22 protein-coding genes are annotated in these 26,467 nt (G+C 51.4%); 10 read left to right on the forward strand and 12 right to left on the reverse strand.

What is annotated here, in order from left to right:
* From EAH77_RS06535 to alkA, 5 genes are all read left to right on the forward strand, one after another.
* Nucleotides 1-1,173 carry a TerD family protein gene (locus tag EAH77_RS06535; RefSeq protein WP_140471003.1) on the forward strand — a complete coding sequence of 391 codons (1,173 nt, stop codon included), beginning with the start codon at nt 1-3 and terminating at the stop codon, nt 1,171-1,173.
* Nucleotides 1,174-1,193: 20 nt separating this feature from the next.
* Nucleotides 1,194-1,640: a tellurite resistance TerB family protein gene (locus EAH77_RS06540; protein WP_140471004.1), complete on the forward strand. Its 447-nt coding sequence runs from the start codon at nt 1,194-1,196 to the stop codon at nt 1,638-1,640.
* 25 nt (nt 1,641-1,665) lie between these two features.
* Entirely contained in the window at nt 1,666-2,697 is a 1,032-nt protein-coding gene (locus tag EAH77_RS06545; protein ID WP_140471467.1) for a TerC/Alx family metal homeostasis membrane protein, read from the forward strand.
* Between the two features lie 100 nt (nt 2,698-2,797).
* Nucleotides 2,798-3,373, forward strand: a complete 576-nt coding sequence (locus tag EAH77_RS06550; protein WP_140471005.1) for a TerD family protein — start codon at nt 2,798-2,800, stop codon at nt 3,371-3,373.
* A gap of 167 nt (nt 3,374-3,540) precedes the next feature.
* The gene (gene alkA / locus EAH77_RS06555; protein WP_140471006.1) at nt 3,541-4,410 is read left to right on the forward strand and encodes a DNA-3-methyladenine glycosylase 2; all 870 of its coding nucleotides are present in this window, start codon (nt 3,541-3,543) and stop codon (nt 4,408-4,410) included.
* Nucleotides 4,411-4,432: 22 nt separating this feature from the next.
* Here alkA and EAH77_RS06560 read toward each other — a convergent pair whose 3' ends face one another.
* The 3 genes from EAH77_RS06560 to EAH77_RS06570 all read right to left on the reverse strand — a co-directional run bounded on the left by EAH77_RS06560 (nt 4,433) and on the right by EAH77_RS06570 (nt 9,425).
* On the reverse strand, nt 4,433-7,429 hold the full coding sequence (locus EAH77_RS06560) for a diguanylate cyclase domain-containing protein (RefSeq protein WP_140471007.1): 2,997 nt from the start codon (nt 7,427-7,429) through the stop codon (nt 4,433-4,435).
* A 391-nt stretch (nt 7,430-7,820) separates the two neighbouring features.
* Nucleotides 7,821-9,260, reverse strand: a complete 1,440-nt coding sequence (gene mgtE / locus EAH77_RS06565) for a magnesium transporter (RefSeq protein WP_140471008.1) — start codon at nt 9,258-9,260, stop codon at nt 7,821-7,823.
* Nucleotides 9,261-9,296: 36 nt separating this feature from the next.
* On the reverse strand, nt 9,297-9,425 hold the full coding sequence (locus tag EAH77_RS06570) for a YfgG family protein (RefSeq protein ID WP_431306752.1): 129 nt from the start codon (nt 9,423-9,425) through the stop codon (nt 9,297-9,299).
* Nucleotides 9,426-9,994: 569 nt separating this feature from the next.
* Between EAH77_RS06570 and EAH77_RS06575 the strand changes: the two genes are divergently transcribed.
* Nucleotides 9,995-12,244: a sensor domain-containing phosphodiesterase gene (locus tag EAH77_RS06575; protein ID WP_241673409.1), complete on the forward strand. Its 2,250-nt coding sequence runs from the start codon at nt 9,995-9,997 to the stop codon at nt 12,242-12,244.
* 100 nt (nt 12,245-12,344) lie between these two features.
* Here EAH77_RS06575 and ppx read toward each other — a convergent pair whose 3' ends face one another.
* From ppx to purM, 5 genes are all read right to left on the reverse strand, one after another.
* Nucleotides 12,345-13,895 (reverse strand): exopolyphosphatase, encoded by a 1,551-nt coding sequence (ppx, locus tag EAH77_RS06580; protein WP_140471010.1) that lies wholly within the window; start codon nt 13,893-13,895, stop codon nt 12,345-12,347.
* 21 nt (nt 13,896-13,916) lie between these two features.
* Nucleotides 13,917-16,001 (reverse strand): polyphosphate kinase 1, encoded by a 2,085-nt coding sequence (gene ppk1, locus EAH77_RS06585; RefSeq protein ID WP_140471011.1) that lies wholly within the window; start codon nt 15,999-16,001, stop codon nt 13,917-13,919.
* A gap of 358 nt (nt 16,002-16,359) precedes the next feature.
* Nucleotides 16,360-16,935, reverse strand: coding sequence for a spermidine N1-acetyltransferase (speG, locus tag EAH77_RS06590; protein ID WP_140471012.1), 576 nt, complete (start codon nt 16,933-16,935; stop codon nt 16,360-16,362).
* Between the two features lie 213 nt (nt 16,936-17,148).
* Nucleotides 17,149-17,787, reverse strand: coding sequence for a phosphoribosylglycinamide formyltransferase (purN, locus tag EAH77_RS06595; protein ID WP_140471013.1), 639 nt, complete (start codon nt 17,785-17,787; stop codon nt 17,149-17,151).
* A gap of 25 nt (nt 17,788-17,812) precedes the next feature.
* A complete protein-coding gene (gene purM / locus EAH77_RS06600) occupies nt 17,813-18,850 on the reverse strand; it encodes a phosphoribosylformylglycinamidine cyclo-ligase (protein ID WP_140471014.1) in 1,038 nt (345 codons plus the stop codon).
* A 233-nt stretch (nt 18,851-19,083) separates the two neighbouring features.
* Between purM and upp the strand changes: the two genes are divergently transcribed.
* The 3 genes from upp (at nt 19,084) to hda (ending at nt 21,995) form a co-directional block, all read left to right on the forward strand.
* Nucleotides 19,084-19,710 carry a uracil phosphoribosyltransferase gene (gene upp, locus EAH77_RS06605; protein ID WP_140471015.1) on the forward strand — a complete coding sequence of 209 codons (627 nt, stop codon included), beginning with the start codon at nt 19,084-19,086 and terminating at the stop codon, nt 19,708-19,710.
* 85 nt (nt 19,711-19,795) lie between these two features.
* The gene (uraA, locus tag EAH77_RS06610) at nt 19,796-21,088 is read left to right on the forward strand and encodes a uracil permease (protein WP_140471016.1); all 1,293 of its coding nucleotides are present in this window, start codon (nt 19,796-19,798) and stop codon (nt 21,086-21,088) included.
* Between the two features lie 199 nt (nt 21,089-21,287).
* Entirely contained in the window at nt 21,288-21,995 is a 708-nt protein-coding gene (gene hda / locus EAH77_RS06615) for a DnaA inactivator Hda (RefSeq protein WP_140471017.1), read from the forward strand.
* Between the two features lie 18 nt (nt 21,996-22,013).
* Here hda and arsC read toward each other — a convergent pair whose 3' ends face one another.
* Both arsC and EAH77_RS06625 read right to left on the reverse strand, forming a co-directional pair.
* Complete coding sequence (arsC, locus tag EAH77_RS06620) at nt 22,014-22,373, reverse strand: arsenate reductase (glutaredoxin) (protein ID WP_140471018.1); 360 nt, start codon at nt 22,371-22,373, stop codon at nt 22,014-22,016.
* Nucleotides 22,374-22,400: 27 nt separating this feature from the next.
* Nucleotides 22,401-23,921 carry a beta-barrel assembly-enhancing protease gene (locus EAH77_RS06625; RefSeq protein ID WP_140471019.1) on the reverse strand — a complete coding sequence of 507 codons (1,521 nt, stop codon included), beginning with the start codon at nt 23,919-23,921 and terminating at the stop codon, nt 22,401-22,403.
* A 281-nt stretch (nt 23,922-24,202) separates the two neighbouring features.
* Between EAH77_RS06625 and EAH77_RS06630 the strand changes: the two genes are divergently transcribed.
* Nucleotides 24,203-25,267, forward strand: coding sequence for an AI-2E family transporter (locus tag EAH77_RS06630; RefSeq protein ID WP_140471020.1), 1,065 nt, complete (start codon nt 24,203-24,205; stop codon nt 25,265-25,267).
* 80 nt (nt 25,268-25,347) lie between these two features.
* Here the strand turns inward: EAH77_RS06630 and bcp are convergent, their stop codons facing one another.
* Nucleotides 25,348-25,815, reverse strand: coding sequence for a thioredoxin-dependent thiol peroxidase (gene bcp, locus EAH77_RS06635; protein ID WP_140471021.1), 468 nt, complete (start codon nt 25,813-25,815; stop codon nt 25,348-25,350).
* A 12-nt stretch (nt 25,816-25,827) separates the two neighbouring features.
* The gene (locus tag EAH77_RS06640) at nt 25,828-26,406 is read right to left on the reverse strand and encodes a glycine cleavage system transcriptional repressor (protein WP_206664878.1); all 579 of its coding nucleotides are present in this window, start codon (nt 26,404-26,406) and stop codon (nt 25,828-25,830) included.
* Nucleotides 26,407-26,467 lie beyond the last annotated feature (61 nt).

Raw genomic sequence — 26,467 nt, forward strand, 5'->3', positions numbered from 1 at the left:
ATGTCCACTCAACTTATCGCGGGTGGAAACGGGCTTGTTCCTGAGACAACGCTGGTTATTCGGGTCAAAAGCGGTATTGCCGCTGATGTGTCTGCGTTCCGGTTAGATACCAACGGCAAAACGCACTCGGATGACGATTTTATTTTCTACGGTCAGAAGCAGAGCAACGACCGCTCAGTTCTGCTGTTGACGGAAGGGGAGAACAGCTCATTTTCGGTCAATCTCAGCGCGCTGCCAGCCAGCGTGCAGAAGGTGGCTTTTACCATTACGCCGCAAGCCGGTCACACCATTCAGATGTTGCGTACCCTGAGTATCGTCGTTGAAGTGAATGGTCAGCCGCATCTGCAATGCCCGGTTGATGTAGCGGGTCGCAATGAGGCCGCGTTGATCCTCGGTGAACTTTACCGTCGTAACGGTGAGTGGAAGTTCCGCTTTGTGGCTCAGGGATTCAACGGTGGTTTGCAACCGTTGGCGGAGCATTTTGGTGTCACCATTGATGCACCGGCTGAAGAGGCTCCGAAGCCTGCGCCAGCTCCCGCCCCTGCGCCAGCGGCGAAACCCATTAATCTTAGCAAAGTGACGCTGACCAAAGATCAACCGAGCGTCAATTTAACTAAACCGGTCAATCTCAGCAAAGGCCAGGGTTTTGGCCGTATTCGCGTCAATCTCAACTGGAACCGGGCCTCCGGCGGCGGCTTTTTCAGCAAGCTCAACGCCATCGATCTGGACTTGGGGGCTTACGTTCGCTTTAAGGACGGTCATCAGGATTTAGTACAGGCGCTGGGTAACCGCTTTGGCGATTACCAGAACGTCCCTTATGTCTATCTTGAAGCCGATGACCGCACCGGCTCGGCTTCAGAAGGCGAATGGCTCAATATCAATGGCGCGAAGTGGGACGACATCGCAGAAGTGGTGATCTTCGCCTTTATCTACAAAGGCGTTCCTAACTGGGCGAAAACGGACGGCGTGGTGACGCTGCAATTACCAGAACAGCCTCCTATCGAAACCCGCCTGAATGCGGACGGCGGCAGCCAGTCAATGTGCGCAATTGCCCGTCTGGAGAACATCAACAACACCTTAAAAGTCGAACGCCTGAATGCCTATTTTGGCGGCCATGAACCCATGGATAAAGCCTATGGTTGGGGTTTTAACTGGCGTGCGGGCAGCAAATAAATTTTACAGAGGAAAGCAACATGTTGGATTGGGCTAAAAACAAATTTAATCAGGGACGCGAAACGCTGTTGTCGGAAGTCAGCCGCTATAAGGGTAAGGACTTCATGCAGGGGTGTGTCGCTGTGGGCACCTACATTGCCTTTGCCGATGGCGTAGTCAGCGCGCAGGAAAAACAAAAACTGATTAAGTATTTTGAAATCAGCGACACCTTGAAAGTATTCAGTACCGAAGAGGTGATAAGCGAGTTCCAGAAGCTGTCCTCTAAGTTCGATTTCGATCTGGATATCGGGCGATCTGAATGCCTGAAGACCCTGGGGAAATTACGTAAAAAACCTGAAGAGGCACGTGCTGCGGTCCGTCTGGGGGTGATGATCGCCAAGAGTGACGCCAGTTTTGATGAAGACGAAAAACGGGCGCTGCTGGAAGTGTGCAACGAGTTAGGCGTTAAGCCTGAAGAGTTCTTCTGATTGTTCGTTTTAATTGAGAGTAATGATGGAATCTACCCTGATTGGTTTTCCGCCGGTAACTGTCGCCGTTTTTGTGGTACTGGCCATCGCGGCCTTGTTGATCGACCTCCTGGCGCACCGTGGCGATAAAGCCATTGGGTTGAAAAACGCGGTGCTGTGGTCACTCTTCTGGATAGTGACGGCCTTAGGTTTTGCCGTCTTCCTGTATGTGAGCCACGGGTCTGAAGTTGCCAGCTTGTTTGTCACGGGCTACGCGCTGGAGAAGGTGCTGTCGGTTGATAACCTGTTCGTGATGATGGCGATTTTTGCCTGGTTCAAAGTGCCGGATGGCTACCGTCACCGCGTGCTGTATTGGGGAATTATCGGCGCCATTGTATTCCGAGCGATTTTTGTCGCCATCGGTGCCGGTCTGCTGATGCTTGGCCCGTGGGTAGAGATGCTGTTTGCGGTAATTGTCGCCTGGACCGCGGTCATGATGCTGCGTTCAGGAGATGACGGTGACGAAATAGAGGATTACTCCGATCACCTGGCTAACCGCATGGTGCGGCGTTTCTATCCAGTGTGGCCGAAGCTGGCAGGTAACCGCTTTATGCTCAGTGCTAAAGAGGTCAGCGCCGAACTGGAAAAACCAGAAAACAAAGGTTTTAGTTTTGACGTGAAGAAAGGGGCGAAATACGCCACGCCGCTGCTGTTGTGCGTGGCGGTGGTCGAGCTGTCGGATGTGATGTTTGCTTTTGACAGCGTACCGGCCGTGATCGCCGTGAGCCGTGAGCCACTGATCGTCTACTCCGCCATGATGTTTGCCATTTTAGGCCTGCGCACGATGTATTTCGTACTGGAAGCGCTGCGCAAGTATCTGGTGCATCTGGAGAAAGCCGTTGTCGCGCTGTTGTTCTTCATCGCTTTCAAACTGGGCCTGAACGCCAGTGACCATCTGTGGGGGCATGGCTTTGGTATCAGTGCGACCGCCAGTCTGTACGTGGTGTTAGTGGTGTTGGCCATTGGCATTATTGCCAGCGTGATGTTTCCGGCTAAAGACCAGCCAGCCCAGCCCTGATGCCGCGCCGGTGAAAGATCGGTAGTGGCTTCACTTTGTGCTTAACGGTGCTGCGCACAAGCGCAGTACTTTTTTTAAAATGTAATTAAGGAGTCGAATTATGGCTGTATCTTTGAAAAAAGGTGGCAATGTTTCCCTGACTAAAGAAGCGCCGTCGATGAAATCGGTGATGTTTGGTTTAGGCTGGGACTCCCGAAAAACGGATGGCGCTGCTTTTGACCTTGATGCCTCGGCGTTTATCGTCGGCGAAGATGACAAGGTTCTGTCTGACAGCAGCTTTATTTTCTTCAACAACACCAACAGCACCTGTGGCGGCGTGGTGCATCAGGGTGATAACCGTACCGGCGAAGGTGACGGTGATGACGAACAACTGCTGATCCATCTCGACAAAGTTGATGCACGAGCCAAAAAAGTGGTTTTTGCCGTGACAATTTATGAAGCGGAAGAGCGTAAACAGAATTTTGGCATGGTCACTAACGGCTTTATCCGTGCGGTCAATAACGACGATCAGCAAGAACTGGCTCGCTATGACCTGTCTGAAGATGCAGCGACCGAAACTGCCATGATCTTCGGTGAGCTTTATCGCCATAACGGTGAGTGGAAATTCAAAGCGGTAGGTCAGGGCTATGAGGGCGGCCTGTCCGCGCTCGCCAAGAATTTTGGTGTCAATATCTGAGTATGATTTAACATGACCACCCAGCTCTGTGTTGGATGCTGGTGCTGAAAACCCCATCCCGACGGAACTTCCGCCGGGATTTTTTTATCCTTTAATTCTCACCTGCTAAACTACGGGCAGGTTTTTATTGCGTTATTCATTCTATTTTTTTGATTATGGGAACGACCATGTCAGCAAAAATTTATCTCAGCTATACGCCACCCTATGACTGGCAGTGGATGATGGCTTTTCTCGGTGCACGAGCTTTGACGGGGATTGAGCAGAAAGAGGGTGAATTTTATCAGCGCACACTGGTGGTGAAGTCGGGTAATGAGCATTTCTCCGGCTGGATAAGAGTGCGGCCGGTGGAAGATAAAAACCACGTCGAACTGCACGTCTCGGCGTCATTGCAGACGGTGGCGGGACAGGTTGAGCAGCAGGTCCGGCGCTTGCTGGATTTGGATGCCGATCCACATCTAATTGCCGCCGGGCTCGGGGCGCTGGCCGAGAACTCAGTCGGGCTGCGTCTGCCCGGCTGCATTAACCGTTTTGAACTGACGGTGAGAGCGATTCTCGGGCAACTGGTGAGCGTGAAAATGGCCGCGACGCTGGCTACCCGGCTGACAGTAAAGTGGGGGGATCCTATCTCGACCCCCTTTGACGGGCTGACGCATTTATTCCCCGCACCGGCACGAATAGCCGGTCTTAGTGTTGAGGATCTGCGTGGGATCGGGGTGCAGGCCAAACGAGCGGCTTGCCTGATTGGTGTCGCTCAGGCGGTTGAGAAGGGGGCGTTGCCACTCGATAACATGACTGACGTACAACAAGGGGTAACAGCTTTACTGGCCATGCCAGGGATTGGGAGCTGGACGGCCAGTTATGTGGCGATGCGTGCATGGTCTGCTCCCGACGTTTTTCTTGGCGGTGATTACCTTATTAAACAGCGTTTTCCGGGGATGACTCCGGCAAAAATCGCCCGCTATGCTGAAATCTGGCAGCCGTGGCGCACCTACGCGACGCTCCACTTATGGTTTAACGACCGCTTCGTACCGCATTGACAGTATGAAGCGCCCGTGAAGATCAGTGGATGCCGAAATAGCCGTTATTTAGCAAGCTGTTCAGTGGGGTCACGGGCGCGATGGTGTCACCTTCGACTAAATCGATACCAATACTGGTGAGTTTATCCAGCGTTTCATTAATGTCAGCTGGCCCCGCCAGAGTCTGCGCTGCCAACCGGTGAGCGTTGCCGTGCAAAATAGTGACCAGAACTTCATCCATCTGGTTGTAATGGATCTGGCTCATAAATGAGGGATCTATCTGCACGTAGTCCACGCAGCCTTCTGCTAATTTATTAAATTCATTCAGATTTTTACCCACATTTCTCAACACGATTTTACAACCACGCAGTTTCAGCTCCGCCATGAAAATACGCAGGTGGTCATACTTAAGCAGTACCGCGTCATCGATCATCAGGTTGAGCGAAGAGGGTGACATCACCGTGTCATCCAGCAGGGTGAGCAATTCTTCGCGCAGCGAATCCTGTAACAGACTTTCAGTCGTCAGGGGGACAGCGACACAAATACCTTTGTTGCAGATCCCCTCTGCGTAGTCTTTCAGTACCTTGCGCAGTAGCCAGCGGTCTACGTCGGGCATCATGTCGTAAAAACGCGCCGCCTCTAAGAAGATATCTGCCCGCTGAATACCATTGAGTGGCTCAATAAACTGTATAGAAAGCTGATAGAAACACACTGATAACGGCGTTTTAGGCGGCGAAGCTGCGCGACAATTCAGCGACAGTTGATCCTCATTGAGGATGCGTCGGATATCTTCAGGCCGGAACATCGAACTGTGCGAGGAGAGCAGGCGTTTTTGCCGTTCTTCATAGTTGAAGGCCTGACCGCGACCACGATTTTTAGCGGTATAACAGGCAATATCTGCCTGCGCCATGTACTCGCTGCCGCTGATGGTGGCATCAACAATTCGGGTAATACCTGCACTGGCGCCGATGCGGTAAATCTGGTTGTTCCACATAAACTGGAACTCGTTAATTTTAGTGACTAACTGCTGAATAATTTGCAGCCCTTGATCCGACGGGCAGTTAAACAAGATCAGTGCAAATTCGTCACCGCCCAGCCTGGCCAGCTTGTCTGTGCTGCGGATAAGGTCCTGCATCAGTTGACTTAATTTACGTAGCAGTTCGTCGCCCGCCGCGTGGCCTGCGGTGTCATTGATGGCTTTGAAGTGGTCAAGATCGATAAAAGCCAGACTGTGATGCTGGCGTTTTTCTGCGGTCAGTTGCAGCGCATTTTTCAGGCTCTCTTCAAAACTGCCCCTGTTAGACAATCCCGTGAGCAAATCATGGGTTGCGCTGTAACTCAGTTGGCGCATCAGTTCGCGGGATTTACTCACGTCCTGCAACACCAGTACGATGCCAATGGGTTCATCTTTCAGGGTGCGCAGTGGCGATACCGCCAGTTGAACATCGAACTGACCGGTGTGATAGCCATGTAAAATCAGTGACTGATCGATAGATGAGTGCAGGTTTTCGTTGATATCAAATTGCATGAGATTATCAATCAGCGGGCCATCCGGCCCTTCGCTGAGGTGCACAATACTGTTGACCGGTTTGCCCTGTGCCTGCGTCTCTGTCCAGCCGGTCATCTTTTCCGCCACCGGGTTCATGAAGGTGATATTCATGTTACGGTCAGTGGAGATCACGGCTTCGTTGATGGCGTTCAGTGTGATATGCAGCAACTCTTTCTCTTCGTGCAGAGCTTCCGAAAGGCGCTTATTGGTGATTTCAGTCTGTTTCAGCTCACTGATATCTTCGATTTGCGAGATGAAATAGACCGGATTTTGATTGTCATCCCGTACCAGCGAAACGGCCAGCAGTGCCCACACTATCTCCCCGCTACGACACCGATAGCGTTTCTCCATCTGGTAGTTCTCAATCTCGCCATCCAATAAACTCTGTAACAGCGCTAAATCTTTGCTCAGATCGTCAGGATGGGTGATTTCCTGGAATGTCAGCGTTTTGAGATAACTGGCTTCGTAACCTAAAAAATGACACAACGCTTTATTGACTTGCAACCACCGGCCCTGTGGTGACACCAACGCCATGCCGATGGCGGAGTATTCCATTGCGTTGCGAAAGCGGTTTTCGCTTTGGGTAATGTAGGACTTCTCCACCCGCAGGGCGTGCATCGCCACCGCCATGGCATTGGCGGGCAGTAGGATCAGCAGCAGCGGCGTAAACAGCAAACCTTCCGGGATCCGGTTGATGTGCGGCACGATAGAGATAACCCCGGAGGTTTGTAACAGCACAATCATCAGGGTCATGCAGATAAAGATGAAAAAAGCTTCAACGCGGGGAAGACGAATTGCCGCCCAAAGTAGGGGAATAGTAATAAACGCGAAAGAGTAGGGCAGCCATTTCACCGCCACAAAACCGGCCAGCAGTATCAGCGTTAGCGTCAGCAACATTTCGTACAGGCGTCGCGAATGCGTGGTGAGTTGCCGCAAATATCCACGCTGATAGATCAAGCCGAGCGGCGTCAAGGATAAAATGGCCACGGCCTCAGAGATAAACCAGGTGGCGAAACGCTGTTGCAGTTCTTGCAACGAGTGAGCGTGCGCAATAAATAGGGTTAGCATCACTGAACTGAGCAACGGGCTAATGATCACGGCAATGGCCAGAAATTTCACCCAGTTTGCCAACCCGGAGAGCGGGTCGTTAGCGGGCAGAAATTTGCGCAGTAACAGCGCGCAAAAGGCGGCTTCAGCCATGTTATTGAAAATATAAGGCCAGTAGCGGCCAAACGGTGTGCCAACCAGCGTATTGGCGGCGGCAAGCCCCAGCGCTGCTGCACAAAGCAATGGGATCCAAGCGCGGTAGCGATAATGAAATAGCACCGGTATCAGCAACGCGGTGGGCAACCAGACGACGGCCAGACTTGAAGATTGCTGGATGATTTTCAGGCAGATGAGTGCCAATAAACCAGTACCCAGACCTAATGCCAGCAACACTTTCCAGGCAACCGATGGAGCTGAGAACAGACGAAGCATGTTTTTTTCCACGGTGAAAACCTTTCTCAGATTCCGTCCAGACACCGTCGGTCGAGAATAACGATATAAATAGGGTAAGACGTTATCGCGATGACGCTAAAGTTTGACGTTGTCACTTTGGTATGAGTTTTAGTCAAACATTGTTTAGGCTTAGCTGATCTTTGTCTTGGCAACTGTAGCGTGTCAGACCGCTCCAGAAAGGGATTGATAACTTACATGAATTCTACATCAGTAATTAATTGATAACGAATGATGAATGCAGATGATTAAGCCGCATTTATTGCCTCTATTACACGAACTAGTTTATAGGGAAAGGTTATCCCCCGCTGATGGGCAGGGATAACATTGCTTTAAAAGGGGAATTGAAAGAATGGATAATCAAAGATTAGCCACAATAAATGGCTTACAACAGGAAGATGGTGGCCAGTCCGAGGAAAATGAAAAATCCCCCAGTGTCAGTAATTGCGGTGATCATCACACTGGCACCGATCGCCGGGTCACGGCCCATGCGGACCATGGTTAGCGGAATAATGACGCCCATCATCGCCGCGACCAACAGATTGAGTACCATTGCCAGTGTCATCACCGCGCCCATTGCCAGGTTACCGTAAAGCAGCCAGGTGACGACGCCCATCAATCCACCCCACACTAAACCGTTAATCAGTGCGACACCCAATTCCCTGAAAATCAAAAACTTTAGGTTGCCCAGTTGCACCTGATGTAGCGCCAGGGCGCGAACAATCATGGTAATGGTTTGATTGCCGGTATTGCCGCCAATACCGGCCACGATCGGCATCAGCGCAGCCAGCGCGACCAACTGCGAGATAGTGCCTTCAAACAGGCCAATGACCCTGGATGCGACAAATGCCGTGCAAAGATTGATCGCCAGCCATGCCCAGCGATTGCGTACTGCTTTGCCGACCGGGGAGAAGACGTCTTCCTCCGGGCTGAGACCGCCCATGCGGCGCAAATTGCTGTCGGTGTCACTGTTGACGAAGTCGACGATCTCCTCGACGGTCAGACGACCCATCAACTTGCCTTTTTTATCGATAACCGGCGCGGTGATCAGATCATAGCGTTCGAAAGCCCCGGCAGCATCTTCAGCTTTGTCTTCGGCTTCAAAGCAGGTGGGATCTTCGTTCATGACTTCAGACACCAAACGGTGCGGCGGATTGAGCAAAATGGTGGTCAATGGCAGTTCACCGAGTAAGGTATTTTTGCGATCGGTGATGAACAGTTTGTCAGTCGCTGCGGGAATGTCTTTGCGGTAACGCAGATAGCGCTGAACGGTGCCGAGGGTCACCTCCGGGCGAACGGTCAGTAGCTCGAAATCCATGATCCGCCCGACGGTGTCCTTGCCAAATTTGATCACCTCTCGCACTTTCTCCCGCTGACGCGGGTCGAGTGAGGTGAGCACGCGGCCCATCAGGTCACGCGGTAGGTATTCGGCCAGATAAAGTTGGTCATCTACGTCCAGCAGCGACATGGTTTTCAGCAGGTCTTTGTCGCTCATCTCTTCGATGAGGCTGTCCCATACGGTTTCGGAAACCTCTACCAGCGCTTTTCCTCGGTCTGCGGGGTCAACCAACCGCCAGAGGGCCAGGCGTTCATGCTGCGGCAGTGCTTCGAGAATATCGGCGAGGTCAGCGGCATGCAGCCCAATAATCAGGCGGCTCAGTTCAGCCGTCTGATCCATCAGCAATGCGTGGGTGGTAACGTCGAGGTCTTTAGATTCGCCGAGAATGCTGTTGGCCAGCTCATCACTGTTAAGTAAAAGGTTGAGAATACGGCTGCGGGTTTCCGCCAGTTTTTGTATATGGTACCGGTGCTTAGTGGCCGACATGCTAGTCGTTATCCTTAAAATTCTTACAAAGTTTTATCAGGGAGCCGGTTTGATCGGTTGCTCAACCTGAGTCTGCTTTTGATTTTGGTGGTGGGACCAGGCGCCGAGCGCCGAGTAGACCAGACGTCCGAACAAAATAATGAAGCTGATCGTTAATACGATCATTGTCATCTTGATGTTTACTTTTCTAGGCATAATGATTTCAGCTTATTAAATCCGTGCTCCATCAGGGGTAAATATTGATTTAAACCCTATGTATTAACATGATCAATATATATCACATCAACTTTAGCAGCCAGAAAAAGCCGTTTTTTGTCGGAAATGTCTGGCATGAACTTAGGAAAGTTCCTTCAGACTTGACGCGGGTTTAGCTCATAGAAAGAAAGTTCGAGCGGTAATTGGTATTCTTCTGAAATATAAGCTGTAATTATTAACCTATAGGTAAATTCTTACCAGAACGTTTTTGTGCTAATTATGTAAGACTCGGTTTATTGATCACTATAAAATGGTTTAATATAGAGAAAATGAGAATTCATCATTAATTTACCAGAACTGCAAATGTTGTTTTTGCCACATTCTGTGGTCAGCCAGTGCAACGGTTTTCTAAACATCTTGATTCGTGAGGCGTTACTGAAAGCCAACCGGATACACTTCGGTGAGATTTTACTGATACTCGCCCTATTCTCCATTGGTGCAGACTTACAGGTATTGTGTGAACTTCATGCGGAACAAACATGACAGACTTTATGAATAAATTCTTTTCCTGGCGCGAGTTTAGCCGCCAATGGTGGGGGTTACCGGTGCTTTGCGCATTGGTCTTCATTAACCTCGCCTCATGGCTCTCTCCGATTGTTATGTTGCCGGAAGGTCGCACCTACCTCATTTACATGCCTTTGGCCGTTTGTGTTGCCCTGTTGATGGTTTTTGACTGGCGGGCGTTGCCGGGTATTGTACTCACGATGTTCATCCGCTATGACCTGCGTATTGGTGCCGAGATGGGCACACTGCTGACGCTGATTTATCTGTTTTCCCTTGCTGCGGCCTGGGCGGGTTATCGATGGCAGGCAGGTCGCCGTTGGTCGGCTTCATTTGGTTTAATGAGGTTACCGCTTTCCAGAGTGTCTTGGTTGGTGGTCTTTCTGTCGGTTCTGTTTGTTTTTGTTTTACAGGTTGTGGTTGAGTTGGATCTGCTGCCCGACTATCTGGGTATGGTGACGCGGGATTTCATGACGCTGCGCACGCTCATCAACTTACAAGCCATCATGCTGGGTACGTTGCTGAGTGGACATTTATGGTATCTGGTCCTGCGCGTGCTCCGCAAGCCGCGCTATCTGCGCGTACTGCGGGCTAAGCTGCGCAATCAGCGGGCGCCAGGGGTCAAAGCCCCTGAACTGGCCCTATGGTTTATGATACTTATCTGCATGGTAGTGATGCTGTGTCTGCGGGGTATCAGCGGCCCGGTCGCAAAAATATTGCTCAGTGATTACACACTGACACTCCTGCTGCCGGTTTTACTGTTTGGTGCTATGCGCTACGGTTACCATTTCATCAGCATTGTCTGGACCGTCGCGCTGGTTGTGCTGTTTAACCATTACCGTGGTTTTATCAGTGAAAGCGGCTTTATCCATAATCTGGTGTTTGTCTCGGCATTGATGCTGGTGTTCACTCTCAGCCTGTTGATGATGTCGGCGATTTCCTCCCGCCAGCGCCGCTTAATGCAGAAAACCCGCGATGCCTCGCTGCTGGATCCCATCTTTGGTCTGCCAAATTTGCGTGCTTTTAATCGCGATCTGTCGCGTTATCCGCGCTCTTTGCTGTGTTTTATCCGCGTTTCTGAGATGGATGTGCTCAGCCGAAATTACGGCATGCAGTTACGTATTCAGTTTAAGCAGCAACTGGCGATTGGCCTCAGGCCTTTGTTACAACCGGGCGAAAAAGTCTATCACCTTCCCGGTTATGACCTGGTTCTGCGCATGAACTGTGAGGAAACAGAAGAAAAACTCGATCGATTACAACACTACGTGGACGATTTTCGTTTGATCTGGAATGGGTTGCCCCTGCATCCGAGGATTGGTTTGGCCTACTGCACGATATTTCCGCCAGTGGAGCATCTGCATATGCTATTGGGTGAACTCAGCGGTATTGCTGAAGTGTCGTTGACCACCGGCAAACCGGAGTCAAACAAGAGCGATCACAGCCAGGTGCAGAATGAGATCAAAGGCAAAGTCGATATGCTGCATAACATCCAGCAGGCGCTGGATGAGGATCGTTTTCTGCTGATGGCTCAGCCGATTTCTGGCGTGCGCGGCGACAGCTATCATGAAGTTTTGATCCGTATGCTGGATGTCGATGGCGACATTTTGATGCCGGATAAATTCCTGCCGGTGGTGCACGAGTTTGGTTTGGCCTATCAATTAGATATGTGGGTGCTCAAACACACGCTGATGTTTATTCATCAATATCGTGACGTCCTGCCAAGTGCGCGCTTTGCGGTGAATTTCTCGCCTTCGACCCTGTGCCGCCCTGCGTTCAGTTCCCAGTTCAAAGCGTTGATGAGTGAGTATCAGGTTGAGCCTTACCAGATTGTGCTGGAAGTGACAGAATCCCACCTGTTGCACAACGTGAAATACGCTGACTATTCGATGCGCGACTTGCGCAATTATGGCTGCCGTATCGCGATTGATGATTTTGGTACGGGTTATGCCAGCTATGATCGCCTGAAGATGATTCAGGCGGATATTCTGAAAATCGACGGCAGTTTCGTGCGCAATATGCTGACTGATCCGCTGGATGCCTATATTGTTCAGTCAATTTGTCAGGTGGCCCGCATGAAACATCTGTCCATCGTGGCTGAGTATGTGGAAACCGAAGAGCAGCGTCAGGCCTTGCGCGCTCAGGGCGTGGATTATATGCAAGGGTATTTAATTGGTAAACCTGAGCCGCTGATCACCTTGATTTCCCACCCCGACGGTAGCGCGAAGTAAGTTTTTTCATCGTTGGTGATAGCGAAAACGATGCCCATTAAAAAACCCTCACAAAGAGGGTTTTTTAATGGGCATGAGACTTTTTTAATCCGTGGCAGGGTTATTCCGCGGAATCATCCTGCTTAGCGTCTTCTTCCTCAATCATCAGCTTCCAGCCAGTGACATCATTCCAATAGCTTTGCTCACGTTCGAAATCCAACTGCACCAGGTTATTCTGCGTCAAATAGCCGGCCGGGAAGCGCAGTGTCCAGTGGTTGTCATCAGTATACAGGCGCAGGGTTTCCGGCGTGGTGGTCGACTGACGCTGATTATTCAGCAAGGCACCGAGGCGCAGCAACTGAATAAGCGGCAGGTAATGCTTTTTCTTAAACAGGTTCAGCCGTGGTAACTCTTCCAGTTTTACAGCCTTGCGGTGGAAACGCACCAGCGTCGCCAGCAGCGTCTGTTGTTCCTGATTGAATCCGGGAAGGTTGGTATTTTGCAGAATATAGGCCGAATGGCGATGCATGCCGCTGTGGTTAATGCTCAGACCCACTTCATGCAGCATGGAACCGAACTTCAGCAGTGACTCGAGCTGCGGCTGAACCAGTTTTGTGTTTTGCGCCAGCCACTGTGCGTAAAGCAGTTCCGTGGTTTCCAGCACCCGACGCGCCTGTTCACGGTCAATATTGTAGTGTTCAGCCAGGCTTTTCGCTGTGCGGGTACGGATATCCTGATGGCGGAATCGGCCTTCCATTTCATACAGCACGCCTTCACGCAGTGCGCCATCCGAAAGACTTAACTCTTTGATGGCCAGTGCGTCAAATACGCCGCATAAAATAGCCAGCCCCGGCACAAACACCGACTGCCGATCTTCAGATAGCCCTGGCAAACTCAGCGACGAGAAGCTTTTATAATTGAGCACTTCTTCGGTGAGCATTTTCAGCCGTTCAGGGGTGATCAGCCCATCTTTTTCGCCCATTTCGACCAGAACTTCATAGGTGGCTTTAATCGTTCCCGACGCACCAAGCGCATACTGCCAGCCTTGCAGGCGATACTGCCAGGCCATTGTCTCCAGCTTTTGTGCCGCAGCCAGTTGTGCGCGCTTGAAGTTGGCGCGACTGATTTCACCTTGCGGAAAGAATTGCTGTGCGAAGCTGACACAGCCCATGCGACGGCTTTCTGCCAGCAGCGGTTCGAAATCTTCACCAATCACCAGTTCGGTCGAACCGCCACCGATGTCGATCACCAGTTTGCGGCCTTTCTCTGGCTGGGTATGTTCAACGCCCATGAATATTAAACGCGCCTCTTCCTGCCCGGAGATGATCTCAATCGGATAGGGGATGACGGCGGCCGCGCGTTTGAGAAATTCTTCGGTATTTGCCGCCTGACGCAGAGTGTGGGTACCGACGATGGTGACGTTCTCTTCGGCAAAACCCTGCAAACGCTCAGCAAACAGCGCCAGACAATCCAGACCACGTTGGATTGCCTCTTCACTGAGAACGTTATTGCTGTCGAGGCCGTCGGCCAGATGGACGCGTTGTTTCAGGCGGCCTAACACCTGCAGCGCGCCATTGACGACGCGGGCGATCACCATATGGAAACTGTTAGACCCAAGGTCAATCGCGGCAATTTCCTGTGGTTTGGCATTCATGGTGTTTTTCAGGGGCATAATAGGTGGTGCTCCAAAGTGTCAGGCCTGATCTTTTTGCTGTTTGTTATTTCCGTACTCACACGCTTTCAGGTATTCATAGATAGCCGATTGCGCGCGCACCTTACGACGATTTCCGCGTGGAACATAACGATTACTGAGATCTTTATCAATATATCTGGCTTTTACCGTGTCGCTAAACAGCAGTTCAAGGATGTCCAGCACCCGCTGTTTTAGTTTGGGATCCAGCAGCGCTACCGCCACTTCAATGCGGTAATCAATGTTGCGGGTCATCCAGTCGGCAGAAGAGAGGAATACTTTCTTGTCGCCCCCGTTTTCAAACACATACACCCGATCATGTTCTAAATAACGGTCAACAATACTGGTCACCTGAATATTTTCGCTCACTCCTGGTAACTCGGGTACCAGTGAGCACATCCCGCGGATCAGCAGGCGAATTTTCACGCCCACGTTTGAAGCCGCGTACAGTCTGTCAATCAGGCCTTTATCCACCAGGTTATTGATTTTTAGCGTGATAGCGCCTTGTTTACCGGTCTGTGCGTTGGCGATCTCCTGATCGATCAGTGCATACAGCATGCTTCTGGAGTTTTGCGGTGACACCATCAGATGTTCGAAGGTGACCGGCCGGTAAGGGTTCTCGATAAAATTGAACACCCGGCGGACTTCATTGGTGATGCGGCTGTCGGCGGTCAGCAGGGAGTAGTCGGTATAAAGCCGGGCCGTTTTCTCATTAAAATTGCCGGTCCCTATATGAGCATAGCGGACAATTTCATCCCCTTCGCGGCGTGAGATAAGAAACAGCTTGGCGTGAATTTTCAGGCCCGGTGCTGAGAAGATGACATGAACGCCGGCTTCGGTCAGACGCTTGGCCCAGTGGATATTGGCTTCTTCATCGAAGCGTGCCTGTAACTCGACTACCACGGTCACTTTTTTGCCGTTGTGCGCGGCGTGGATCATCGATTCAATAATGCGCGAATCTTTCGCCACGCGGTAAATATTGATCTTGATCGAGAGCACGTTCGGGTCGAAGGAGGCCTGACGCAGCAGTTCGAGCACATGCTCAAAGGTGTAATACGGGTAGTAAAGCAGCACGTCCTGCTCGCGGATCGCGGCGAAACCGTTGCGGAATTTATCAAACCACAGGTGGCGCAGGCGCGGCATTGGGCGGTTGACCAGATTGGCTTTCCCCACATTCGGAAAACCAATGAAGTCTTTAAAGTTGTGGTAACGGCCGCCTGGGATCACGGAATCGTAGTTAGAAATGCCGAGTTTTTCGCGCAGCAATTCCACCATGTCATCCGGCATATCGCGCTGATACACAAACCGCACAGGCTCCGCGGTCAGACGCTGTTTCAGGCTCGAAGACATCAGTTCCAGCAGGCTGGACTCCATCTCAGTGACCAGATCGTATTCGGCATCTCGGGTCATTTTCATCGAATACGCATTGAGCTGGTCGTAATCGAAGAAGCCTTTGAAAATATCATCCAGACAGTAGCGCAGGATGTTATCCAACAAGATCATAGGCTTACGGCGGCGCGGCGCTTCCGGTGGCAGATTAACGAAACGAGGCACTTTGTCTGACGGAATTTCCAGCAGCGCGTAATGCACCTCTTCACCACGGATAATTTCCACGGCCAGATAGGTGTAGTCGTCTTTCAGAAACTGCACCAGGTTAGTGTCGCGGTTAATCAGAATCGGGGTGATAAACTGGCGTAAATGATGTCTAAAGTACTGACGAAGCCAGTTCTGTTGATTTTCAGATACCTGGCGTTCATTGATCAGAAAGATCTGGTTGCGGGCCATTTCCAGCAGCAGGTCGTTATAAAGACCGTCAAACTCCTGGTCAATACGCAACACTTTGGCCTGGATCTTTTTCAGCAGATGGCGCGATGCACCAATGAAACCTTGTTCTTCGCTGATCAATATCCGGCGCTTAAGGTCAGCAAAACGGACTTTGTAGAATTCATCCAGATTGTTGGAATAGATGCCCAAAAATCGCATGCGTTCAATCAGGGGATTGCTTTTATCTGCTGCTTCCTGCAAAACGCGTTCATTAAAGGACAGCCAGCTCAGTTCTTTTTCTATATAAAGCTTTTCCTGACCCATTTTAACCCCATTGAGTAAACTTGAAACCTGGCCCAACATTCAGCGTTATCGCTACAACTGCAGGGAAAACTCTCGTCATTTCCAGCTCACACCCGAGGGTGCTCGACATATCTCTGATCGAAATCTCTGAGAGAGAGGGGCCTAGTGTCTATGAACAATATTGCGAAAGATTGACAGGAATGTCCAACATAAAGCAGAGGTTTAACCGGATAGGGTGATAAGGGCAAAAAACGGGCGGGGAGAAAGGGAGAAAAGTCTTACCGGTGAACAAGATATCCTTTCTTACCTGGGGTAAAAAAGGGTTCACCGGTATTTTTATAATAACGTTAAATAACGGAAGATCAGTGAATTACTGGCGTTAAACGACGCCTGCGCCAATGGGATCAACGCGTTTTGCTTCTGTCGGTTTGGTTTTGTACTTCGCCAAAAATTGCGGCTGGAATATGCACATACGAATGGCGCTGCGGTACTCCCCGTTAACGAAGAATTCTTGCTTCAACTCGCCTTCCAGTTCAAAGCCTAATTTACTGTAAATATGAATCGCCTTTTGGTTCTCTTTATCGACGATTAAATACAGTTTGTAGAGGTTGAGGACCGAGAACGCATAGTCCATTGCCAACCGGACAGCATCACCTGCAAAGCCTTTCCCCTGATGGGACGGGTCGATGATGATCTGAAATTCTGCGCGGCGGTGGATGTGATTAATTTCTACCAACTCGACCAGGCCAACCGGCCCACCTTCAAATTCAATAATAAAGCGGCGTTCACTCTGGTCATGAATATGCTTGTGGTAGAGGTCTGTCAGTTCGACAAAGGCTTCATAAGGCTCTTCGAACCAGTAACGCATAATGCTGGCGTTGTTATCGAGGCGGTGGACAAACGTCAGATCGTCTTTTTCCAGTGGACGCAATCTGATGCGGGTATGACTAGACATAAATTTTTCCCGAAAGGTCGTTTATTCGGATTCTTTTTAGAAACTAGGCTCTTTAAACAGTCCTGTTTTAAGAAAAGGTGGGCACACAAACGACATTCAAACGTGTACCAACTGGGTCATTATAGCGACCAACATGTAAACAAACGTAAACAAAATAAAAACAAAAAACCGGCACATGGCCGGTTTATAGTGGAATCATCGCTTTTTGCCAGTTTAATCGGCTGCGTAACCTTGCTCAGGCAACGGGTTGCCATCGAGAAAGGCTTGATTATTTTTCAGCTGCAACCGGCCATCAACAAACCAGCTGATCACCAGCGGGTAGATGCTGTGTTCCTGCGTTTGCACGCGTTCGATCAGATCCTGTTCTGTGTCATCACTGAATACCGGTACTTTGGCCTGCAAAATAACCGGCCCACCATCCAGCTGTTCAGTGACAAAATGTACTGAGGTGCCGTGAGCTTCATCCTGATTGTCAATCGCCTGACGGTGAGTATGTAAACCTGGATATTTCGGCAACAGAGAAGGGTGGATATTCAGCATCCGCCCAGCAAAGCGCTGAACGAATTCGGCGCTGAGAATGCGCATGTAACCGGCGAGAACCACCAAATCAGGGTTGTAAGCATCGATGGCGTCGGCCAATGCGGCGTCAAACGCCGCACGGTCAGCATAAAATTTCACGTCCAGCGCATGGGCAGGAATATCGGCAGACTGTGCCCGTTCCAGCCCGAACGCAGACGCTTTATTACTGAAGACGGCGCTGAGTTTCGCGTACACTCGTCCCTGTTGGCAGGCATCAATCAGCGCCTGGAGATTACTCCCTTCGCCGGACACCAAAACCACAATCCTTTTCATCTCAACACCCATCTTCTGATCAAAGTTACTTAATGATAACGCGTTCTGCGGAGTCAGACCCTTTAATCGTGCCAATTTTCCACGCTTTTTCGCCATTATCATTCAGCAGCGCGATGGCTTCGTCTGCCAGTTCAGCAGGCAGGACGACCAGCATACCGACGCCACAGTTAAAGGTACGGTACATTTCATGACGGGTGACGTTACCGGCTGTTTGCAGCCAGGTGAAGACGTCAGGCCACTGCCAGCTGGCTTCATCAATGATGACTTGAGTATTTTCCGGCAGGACGCGTGGAATATTTTCCCAGAAACCGCCACCGGTCAGGTGAACAATGCCGTGAACGTCGACGTTTTCGATCAATTTCAGGATCGATTTTACGTAGATTTTGGTCGGAGCCAGCAGGTGATCGGCCAGGGATTTACCCGCCAGATCGGTGGTTTCAGGATTCGTGTTGCTGACTTCCAGAATCTTGCGTACCAGGGAGTAACCGTTGGAGTGCGGGCCGCTGGCTGCCAGAGCAATCACCACGTCGCCGTCAGCCACTTTGCTGCCGTCGATAATTTCTGATTTTTCCACCACGCCGACACAAAAACCGGCCACGTCGTAATCTTCACCGTGATACATGCCCGGCATTTCAGCGGTTTCACCACCGACCAGCGCACAACCAGACTGCTTACAGCCTTCGGCGATACCGGTGATCACACTGGCGGCGATGTCGACGTCCAGTTTGCCGGTCGCATAGTAGTCGAGGAAAAACAGGGGTTCAGCACCCTGAACAATCAGATCATTGACGCACATGGCGACCAGGTCAATGCCGATGGTGTCGTGGCGTTTCAGGTCCATAGCCAGACGCAGCTTGGTGCCAACGCCGTCGGTCCCTGAAACTAACACAGGTTCACGATATTTTTGCGGCAGCGCACACAGGGCACCAAAACCCCCCAATCCGCCCATCACTTCAGGACGACGAGTCTGTTTTACTACACCTTTGATGCGGTCTACCAATGCGTTACCGGCATCGATATCTACGCCTGCGTCTTTATAGCTGAGAGAGGTTTTGTCGGTCACTGCGAAGTCCCCACGGCGGTTTGGGTTAGTGGTTGAAATGAAGCGCCGCAATTCTAACAGCCCAGGCAAACGTTTGCGAGGGGCACGTGCGGTGTGAGGATGAATCTCCTGTCTATACTCTTTATCAGGATTCTATTGATGCCGATCAAGCTAATGGCTGTGGCGTTCAAAATAAAAGGCGTTATAATCTCGCGATTTTTTTTTGCAGCTCAACCACCTTAGGAGAATTAAAAATGAAGATCGTCGAGGTGAAACACCCGCTAGTGAGACACAAGCTGGGCCTGATGCGTGAAAATGACATCAGCACGAAACGTTTTCGCGAACTGGCTTCTGAGGTGGGTAGTCTACTGACATATGAAGCAACCGCTGATTTAGAGACTGAGAAGGTCACTATCGAAGGCTGGTGCGGTCCGGTCGAAATCGACCAGATCAAAGGGAAGAAAATTACCGTTGTACCGATTCTGCGTGCGGGTCTTGGCATGATGGAAGGCGTACTGGAACACGTACCGAGCGCGCGCATCAGCGTCGTCGGTGTGTACCGCGATGAAGAAACCTTAAAACCTGTGCCGTATTTCCAGAAACTGGTTTCCAACATTGAAGAACGTCTGGCGCTGGTGGTTGACCCGATGCTGGCAACGGGTGGCTCAATGATTGCCACGATCGATCTGCTGAAAAAAGCCGGCTGCCATAACATTAAAGTCCTGGTGCTGGTGGCGGCACCAGAAGGTATCGCCGCACTGGAGAAAGCCCATCCAGATGTTGAGCTTTATACTGCCTCCATCGACCAGGGACTCAACGAGCATGGTTACATCATGCCGGGGCTCGGGGATGCGGGTGATAAGATATTTGGTACCAAGTAAACAATGAGCCGACTAAATCAGTCGGCTTTTTTTTGGTTTTGTTTTACCCGTCATACTTCAATAAAACTTCACAGAGGATCAATCCATGACCCGTCGTGTCATCGGGGTAAGTGAACGTCTGCCGCTCTTGCAGACTATCCCCCTGAGCTTGCAGCACCTGTTTGCCATGTTCGGCGCCACCGTATTGGTGCCGATTCTATTTAAAATTAACCCGGCAACGGTGTTGTTGTTCAACGGTGTCGGCACATTGTTATACCTCTACATCTGTAAAGGTAAAATCCCGGCTTATCTGGGCTCAAGCTTCGCCTTTATTTCACCGGTTCTGTTGCTGTTACCGATGGGCTATGAAGCCGCGCTTGGCGGATTTATCGTCTGCGGGGTGCTGTTTTGTCTGGTGGCGCTGATTGTCAAAAAAGCCGGGATCGGCTGGATCCATGTGGTATTCCCACCGGCGGCGATGGGTGCCATTGTTGCGGTGATCGGACTCGAACTGGCAGGTGTGGCGGCGAACATGGCCGGATTATTACCGGCTGATGGCGTGGCGGTGGACTCCACCACGATCATCATTTCGATGGTGACCTTGGGTGTGACCGTGCTGGGTTCGGTGCTGTTCCGTGGTTTTCTGGCGATCATCCCGATTTTGATCGGTGTACTGGTCGGTTACGGGCTGTCGTTCTTTATGGGCGTGGTCGATACCTCCGGCATCGCGCAGGCGCACTGGTTTGCGCTGCCTACCTTCTACACACCGCGCTTCGAATGGGTGGCGATCCTGACCATTTTGCCGGCTGCGCTGGTGGTGATTGCTGAACACGTTGGGCACCTGGTGGTGACGGCCAACATTGTCAAAAAAGATCTGCTGCGTGACCCTGGCCTGCACCGCTCTATGCTGGCGAACGGCTTGTCTACGGTACTGTCGGGTTGCTTCGGCTCAACGCCGAACACCACCTACGGCGAAAATATCGGCGTCATGGCCATCACCAAAGTTTATAGTACCTGGGTGATCGGCGGGGCGGCTATTCTGGCGATTCTGCTCTCGTGCATCGGCAAGCTGGCTGCAGCGATTCAGGCGGTACCGGTGCCGGTGATGGGCGGCGTTTCGCTGCTGCTTTATGGCGTCATTGCCGCATCAGGTATTCGCGTGTTGATCGAATCCAAAGTGGATTACAACAAAGCGAAGAATCTGATCCTGACTGCGGTGATCCTGATCATTGGCGTCAGCGGCGCAAAAATTCACATCGGCGCGGCCGAACTGAAAGGCATGGCACTCGCGACCATCGTCGGCATCTTCCTCAGCTTGCTGTTTAAGGTCATTGAAATGGTTCGTGGCGAAGAAGAGATCATTGATATCGAGGACGAGCGCGAAAATCCAGCGGCTTGATCTCTTGGTTGAAAATATCGCCGGAGAGGATCACTCTCCGGCGGTTCGCTCGGTTAGCAAGCGGTTGTGCGGCGTGCAGTTCAACTCCGGCCGGATCCTATGCTAGAATTCTGCCCGTACATATCCGTTTAGTTAACAGCCGAGATAACCACTTTTTGTTGATGACAACATTCGCGATTTTCAGACCGTATTGGTTGAGGTGCTTCTGAATACGCCGGCACAGCTTTCCCTGCCACTTTATCTTCCCGATGATGAAACTTTTGCCAGTTTTTATCCGGGCGAGAACCCCTCTCTGCTCTCTGCCATTCAGACAGCGCTGTATCAGGAACATGGCACCTATATCTATTTCTGGTCACGCGAGGGCGGCGGTCGTAGTCATTTACTGCACGCGGCTTGTGCGGAGCTTTCTCAGCGCGGTGAAGCGGTAGGTTATGTACCGCTCGATAAGCGGGCCTATTTTGTCCCTGAAGTGTTGGACGGCATGGAGCAGCTGGCGCTGGTTTGTATCGATAACATTGAGGGGATAGCGGGGGATGATGAGTGGGAAGCCGCCATATTCCACCTGTACAATCGGATTCTGGAAACCGGGCGCACAAGGCTATTTATTACTGGCGACCGTCCGCCGCGCCAGCTCAATCTCAGCCTGCCTGATTTAGCCTCGCGGCTGGATTGGGGGCAAATCTATAAGCTCCAGCCGTTGTCCGATGAAGAGAAACTTCTGGCACTACAGCTGCGCGCGAAACTGCGGGGCTTTGAACTGCCCGAGGACGTTGGGCGGTTTTTGTTGAAGCGGTTGGATCGCGAGATGCGCACATTATTTACGACACTGGATCAGCTTGACCGGGCGTCAATCACCGCCCAGCGCAAACTTACCATTCCTTTCGTGAAAGATATTCTCAGCCTGTAGAAACAGGCTTTCACCACGTTAGAGGATCTCCAGCACTTGCTCTGGCGGACGTCCGATCCTTGCTTTGCCGTTTGCCAACACGATCGGGCGTTCGAGTAGCCGTGGATGGTCGGCCAGCGCCTGCAGCAGTTGCTGCTCGTTCATCGCCGGGTCGGCCAGATTCAATTCTTTGTAAATCTCTTCGCCTTTACGCATCAGTTCGCGCGCTGAACTGAACCCCAGTTTGCTGATCAGCGCTTTCAGTGTGTCAATTGAGGGCGGCGTTTCCAGATACATGATCACGTCGGGCTTCAGACCTTTCTCTTCGAGTAACTTCAGGGTTTCACGGCTCTTACTACAGCGTGGGTTGTGATAAATCGCGACATCGTGGTGTGGCATATTGATAACCTCATATTCATACCGGGCTTAGCCCTTCTGATATTGACGGAAACGCTTTTGCAACTGACGCAATTGGTCAATACGCGCGTCGTAGCGTGCCTGCTCCAGACTTCCCAGCTTTTGCAGCGCGCTGGCGTTACCCAATAAGTCTATCGCCTGATCAAGACGGCCGACCAGCGCCATGCTTTCTGCTCTGGCGGCCAGTTCCTGTGCGCGTAAGCCTTGTGCGGCAGCAGCCTGCGACAGTAAATCCCAGCCATTCGGGTCATTCGGATAGGTGAAAGTATAGCGGTTGAGAATGCGGCTGGCGTTGGCGGGCTGGCCGCCTTCTACGTAAGCATTGGCCAGGTTCAGCAGCAGCACCGGGTTTTTACTGGTCTCTGCGTTGGCTTTTTCCAGCCGTGCGATGGCCTGTGGCGCACGTTTTTGATCAACGTCGACATCGGTGGCTAAATCCAGGAACCAGTCGTTGCCCGGATTTTGCACCAGCAGGGAGTCCAGAATGGTACGCGCCTGATCGTATTTCTTCGCTTTGTAGAACTGAAGCGCCTGGCCGTAGCGGGCGGCCAATTGATCGCGCACATTGCCGTTGCTCAATTGGTGCAAATAATCATCGCTCAATGGATAGGATTCTGAACCATACATGCCCAGAATTCGCACTTTGGCTAACAGGAAACTTTGCGACGAATGCACCGTCGGATGTGACATCTGATTGGCACGGTTGCGAATATCCGCCAAACGGCTGTCCGGCAGGGGATGCGTTAGCAGCATTTCCGGCGGTTTGCTCGAATAGCTTGAAAGGTCGGCTAATTTTTGCAGGAAAGCGGGCATCGCCTGCGGATCAAACCCCGCGCGTTGCAGTACCTGAATGCCGATGCGGTCAGCCTCTTGCTCATTACCCTGCGTGAAGCTGATCATATTTTGCTGGGTTCCTGCGAGGGTACCGGTCAGGGCCGCCATTCCGGCTTGCGGACTGGCCATCGCCAGCAGGATCGAGCCGAGTGCGCCAACCCAGGTCAGCGGCGCACTTTTTTGTTGATCTTCCATCGCACGCGCCAGATGGCGCTGGGTAACGTGCGAGATTTCATGCGCCATGACCGAGGCCAGTTGGCTCTCATTGTCGGTATAACGGAACAGCGCAGAGTGCAGTACCACGTTGCCACCAAAGAAGGCGAAGGCGTTCAGTTCATCGTTATTGACGATATAGAAATGGAAAGGGGTACGCACCGAGTAAGCGCTGGCCACCAGACGCATACCCAGTTCATTGATGTACTGATTGAGCAGGGGATCGTTAATCAGCGGGGTGCTGGCACGCATCTGGCGAACATAGAAATCGCCCATTTGCAGTTCCTGATCAATACTTAGAGTACCTCCGGCAGTGGTGCCCATATCCGGCAGTTGATCGGCGATCGACGGTTTGTTCGGGTTAGTTGACGCGATGGGGGTCGTCCAGTAAGAACTGTCATCTGCGAGGGCAGGGGCAACCACACCCGCCAACATTGTGCCCATCAATAGGGCGGTCACCGTTTTGTTAAACCGCATTGCCATAATTAAGCCAATCCTAATGAATAATTGATCACTCTGACGTAAACAGCCATAAGAGCTCTTCTTCCGTGAAACGGACTCCAGTACACTCTTTCACTGGCACATTCTTTGCTATTTTTCTGACACTTAATAGTAGTCTTATCAGAAAATTTTGAAGCGCTTAAACATTACCCTCTGTGACAACCGTTTCATCATAAAGTTACGTTAAGGCTGAAGCAGAGGCAGGGACGCAGGCAAACCCTGTGCTGGCCCGTTATACCAGGATCTTACAGGAGCGATATCCGATGTTAGAGATGTTATTACAATGGTACCGCCGACGTTTCACCGATCCTCAGGCTATTGCCTTATTGGCTATTTTGGTCGCTGGATTTTGTATTCTCTATTTTCTCAACGGTATTCTTGCCCCGTTACTGGTGGCGATTGTGCTGGCGTATTTACTCGAATGGCCAGTGGCCCGGCTGCAACATCTTGGGCTTTCCCGCACGCTGGCGAGCAGCGTAGTGCTGCTGATTTTCGCCGGTGTAGTGATGCTGGCGGTGTTCGTTATCGCACCGGTCACCTGGCAGCAGGGCATCAATTTGATGGCCGATCTGCCCAGTATGCTCAACCGTTTTTACGATTTTGCCGCGACCTTGCCGAAGCGCTATCCTGCGCTGGTGGACGCCGGGATCATCGATATGATGGCTGAAAACCTGCGCGCCAAGCTGTCGGGCGTTGGCGACAATCTGGTGAAATTTTCACTGGCCTCGCTGGTCGGTTTACTGACGCTGGCGATTTATCTGATTCTGGTCCCCATGATGGTCTTTTTCCTGCTCAAAGACAAAGAGCAGATGCTCAGCGCAGTACGCCGCGTGCTGCCTCGTGACCGTGGTCTGGCAGGTCAGGTCTGGCAGGAGATGAACCAGCAAATCACCAATTATATCCGTGGCAAAGTGCTGGAGATGATCATCGTCGGCGTGGCGACTTACCTGGTGTTCTTCATCATGGATATGCGTTATTCGCTGCTGCTGGCGGTGCTGGTCGGGCTGTCGGTTCTGATCCCTTATATTGGCGCGATGCTGGTGACGATCCCCGTTGTTGTCGTGGCGCTATTTCAGTGGGGGATGGGGGCTGATTTCTGGACGCTGTTCGTGGCGTATCTTGTGGTGCAGGGGCTGGATGGCAACGTGATTGTGCCGCTGCTGTTCTCCGAGGCGGTGAATTTACACCCGCTGGTGATCATCCTCTCGGTGGTGATTTTTGGCGGGCTGTGGGGCTTCTGGGGCGTATTCTTTGCGATTCCTTTAGCCACGCTGGTGAAAGCCGTGGTGCATGTCTGGCCAGATGAATTGCTCAATGAGACGCCTTAAAAGGCCATCGCTGCCCGGTTGATAGACATAAAAAAAGCGCGTCTGCGCTTTTTTTCATCACAATCAACTGTCGCGAAAGCTTATTTCTCGTTGAGATAAGCCATAACGATGTCGTGGTGGTTGCTGGTTTTGAAATCGTCGAAGACTTTCTCAACCTTGCCGTTACCGTCGAGCAGGAAGCTGATGCGGTGAATGCCGTCATAGGTTTTGCCCATGAAGCTTTTCTCGCCCCAGACGCCAAACTGTTCGCAGACCTGATGATCTTCGTCTGACAACAGTGTGAAGTTCAGCAGCTCTTTTTCAGCAAAGCGTGAAAGTTTTTCTGGTTTATCAGTGCTGATCCCCAGCACTTCTACACCGGCCTGCTTCAGTTGATCCATATTGTCGCGCAGACCGCAGGCCTGCACGGTACAACCTGGTGTCATGGCCTTAGGATAGAAATAAACCAGGACCTTTTGTCCCTGGAAGTCGGCCAGATTAATTTGTTCGCCATCTTGATCGGGCAAACTAAATTGCGGCGCAGGATCACCGGCTTTCAGTGGGCTCATTATATATCTCCGTCAATTGTCTTTATGCTGAGTGTTGCTCACGACATTAATACTGCCTTGCGCATTCAGTTCTGTACATAGCTGATGAAAAGCTTGCTCAATAATTGTCGCGTCGGTGTTAGCCGGGCTGTGGGCTGTAATTTGTATAGACAACTGCGCAGGGGTCACGCCGTCGGCCGGACGGGTTTTCGACGCCAGTTCGGCAATGTTCATTTGATGCGTGTCGAACAGATCGGTGAAGCGCTCTATCAGGTGCGGTGAATCTTTGACCTCGACCTTCACCCACACGGTCGCAGGCATCGGCGGGCGCTCGTGGGCACTGGTACGTTTCATCACGATCAGTAACTCCAGCTCCGCGCCCTTTTGCGGCAAGGTGGATTCAATCAGGGTGATGGCATTCCAACTGCCGGAAAGAAACATGATAAACGTGAACTCGTCACCGAGCATCGCCAGACGGCTGTCTTCAATATTACAACCGCAACTGCTGACCTGACGGGTAATGGTGTTTACGATACCTGGACGATCAGCACCGAGTGCGGTGATAACAAGATAGTGTTGTTGTGGCTGCGGCAAAATAGCTCTTCCTGTCATGCTTGGGAGTATTCCCAAGGTAAACATAAAAAAAACCGACGGACAAGCGCTTACAACACGT

Origin of the sequence: Ewingella americana (genome assembly GCF_006438725.1) — a bacterium.
Lineage (GTDB): Bacteria > Pseudomonadota > Gammaproteobacteria > Enterobacterales > Enterobacteriaceae > Ewingella > Ewingella americana_A.